We start from the raw sequence: 2,909 nt of genomic DNA on the forward strand, positions 1-2,909 counted from the left end.
ATAGGTCAAGCTACAAAGGGCGCATGGTGAATGCCTTGGCACTAGGAGCCGAAGAAGGACGTGATAAGCTGCGATAAGCTTTGGGTAGGCGCAAATAGCCAGTGATCCAGAGATTTCCGAATGGGGCAACCCCCATAGTTAACACTATGGACTATATACTGAATACATAGGTATATAGAGGTAAACCCGGGGAACTGAAACATCTAAGTACCCGGAGGAAGAGAAAGAAACATCGATTTCCTAAGTAGCGGCGAGCGAAAGGGAAAGAGCCCAAACCTAAGCCTTTGGCTTAGGGGTTGAGGACAGATCATAAAATTGCTGATTTCTTAGTTGAAGATAGCTGGAAAGCTACTCCGTAGAAGGTAATAGACCTGTAAACGAAAGGAAATAGGCAAGAGATCTGATCCAGAGTACCACGAGACACGTGAAACCTTGTGGGAAGCAGGGAGGACCACCTCCCAAGGCTAAATACTACCTAGTGACCGATAGTGAAGAAGTACCGTGAGGGAAAGGTGAAAAGAACCCCGGGAGGGGAGTGAAATAGAACCTGAAACCGTGTGCCTACAACCGGTGGAAGCACTTTATATGTGTGACCACGTGCTTTTTGTAGAACGAGCCAACGAGTTACGATATGTAGCGAGGTTAAGTACTTAAGGTACGGAGCCGAAGGGAAACCGAGTCTGAATAGGGCGCAAAGTTGCATGTCGTAGACCCGAAACCGGGTGACCTATCCATGGCCAGGATGAAGCGAGAGTAAAATCTCGTGGAGGTCCGAACCACGTTGGTGTTGAAAAACCATGGGATGAGCTGTGGATAGCGGAGAAATTCCAATCGAACTCGGAGATAGCTGGTTCTCCTCGAAATAGCTTTAGGGCTAGCGTCGATTAACTGAGTAATGGAGGTAGAGCACTGAATAGGCTAGGGGGCATATCGCTTACCGAACCTTATCAAACTCCGAATGCCATATACTTTTATTTCGGCAGTCAGACTGCGAATGATAAGATCCGTAGTCAAAAGGGAAACAGCCCAGACCATCAGCTAAGGTCCCAAAGTGTAAGTTAAGTGGTAAAGGATGTGGGATTTCTAAGACAACTAGGATGTTGGCTTAGAAGCAGCCACTCATTTAAAGAGTGCGTAATAGCTCACTAGTCAAGAGATCCCGCGCCGAAGATGTCCGGGGCTAAAACTTACCACCGAAGCTATGGATGTACACTATGTGTACGTGGTAGAGGAGCTTTCTGCATTGGCTGAAGTCATACCGTAAGGAGTGGTGGACGATGCAGAAGTGAGAATGTTGGCATAAGTAGCGAGAGCTAGGTGAGAATCCTAGCGGTCGAAAACCTAAGGTTTCCTGAGGAAGGCTCGTCCTCTCAGGGTTAGTCGGGACCTAAGCCGAGGCCGAAAGGCGTAGGTGATGGACAACTGGTTGATATTCCAGTACTACCAACTGACGTTATCAGAAATGGGGTGACGCAGGAGGATAGGATGTGCACACTGTTGGATGTGTGTCTAAGCGTTTAGGAGTAGCTGGCAGGCAAATCCGCCAGCCGAATCTGAGGCGTGATGGGGAGCTCGTATGAGCGAAGTATCTGATTCCACGCTGCCAAGAAAAGCCTCTATCGAGGAAGTTGGTACCCGTACCGCAAACCGACACAGGTAGGTGAGGAGAGAATCCTAAGACCATCGGAAGAATTGCTGTTAAGGAACTCGGCAAATTGACCCCGTAACTTCGGGAGAAGGGGTGCCACCGAAAGGTGGTCGCAGAGAATAGGCCCAAGCAACTGTTTAGCAAAAACACAGGTCTCTGCTAAAGCGAAAGCTGATGTATAGGGGCTGACGCCTGCCCGGTGCTGGAAGGTTAAGGGGATCACTTAGCGCAAGCGAAGGTGTGAACTTAAGCCCCAGTAAACGGCGGCCGTAACTATAACGGTCCTAAGGTAGCGAAATTCCTTGTCGGGTAAGTTCCGACCCGCACGAATGGCGTAATGATTTGGGCACTGTCTCAACAGCAAATCCGGCGAAATTGTAGTGCAAGTGAAGATGCTTGCTACCCGCGATTGGACGGAAAGACCCCGTAGAGCTTTACTGTAGCTTAGCATTGAATTTCGGTATTGTCTGTACAGGATAGGTGGGAGACTGAGAAACTGGGCCGTCAGGTTCAGTGGAGTCGTCCTTGGGATACCACCCTGACAGTACTGGGATTCTAACTGGAGGCCATGAATCTGGTCACAGGACATTGTTAGGTGGGCAGTTTGACTGGGGCGGTCGCCTCCAAAAAAGTAACGGAGGCGCCCAAAGGTTCCCTCAGTGCGGTTGGAAATCGCGCGAAGAGTGCAAAGGCAGAAGGGAGCCTGACTGCGACACAGACAAGTGGAGCAGGGACGAAAGTCGGGCTTAGTGATCCGGTGGTTCCTCGTGGGAGGGCCATCGCTCAACGGATAAAAGCTACCTCGGGGATAACAGGCTGATCTCCCCCAAGAGTCCACATCGACGGGGAGGTTTGGCACCTCGATGTCGGCTCGTCGCATCCTGGGGCTGAAGTAGGTCCCAAGGGTTGGGCTGTTCGCCCATTAAAGCGGCACGCGAGCTGGGTTCAGAACGTCGTGAGACAGTTCGGTCCCTATCCGTCGCGGGCGTAGGAAATTTGAAGGGAGCTGTCCTTAGTACGAGAGGACCGGGATGGACCAACCTCTGGTGCACCAGTTGTCACGCCAGTGGCATAGCTGGGTAGCTATGTTGGGAAATGATAAACGCTGAAAGCATCTAAGCGTGAAGCATACCCTAAGATGAGATTTCCCATGGCGTAAGCCAGTAAGACTCCTGAAAGAACATCAGGTTGATAGGTTAGGGGTGTAAGCATGGTAACATGTTTAGCTGACTAATACTAATAAGTCGAGGGCTTGACCTAA

Annotated in this window: 1 rRNA gene; it reads left to right on the forward strand. The window is 50.4% G+C overall.

The annotated features are described in order from the left end of the window. Nucleotides 1-3 precede the first annotated feature (3 nt). A 23S ribosomal RNA gene (locus J2Z44_RS21235) occupies nucleotides 4-2,908 on the forward strand. Nucleotide 2,909: the final 1 nt, after the last annotated feature.

It is taken from the genome of Clostridium punense (assembly GCF_017874425.1).
GTDB classification, from domain to species: domain Bacteria; phylum Bacillota; class Clostridia; order Clostridiales; family Clostridiaceae; genus Clostridium_J; species Clostridium_J punense.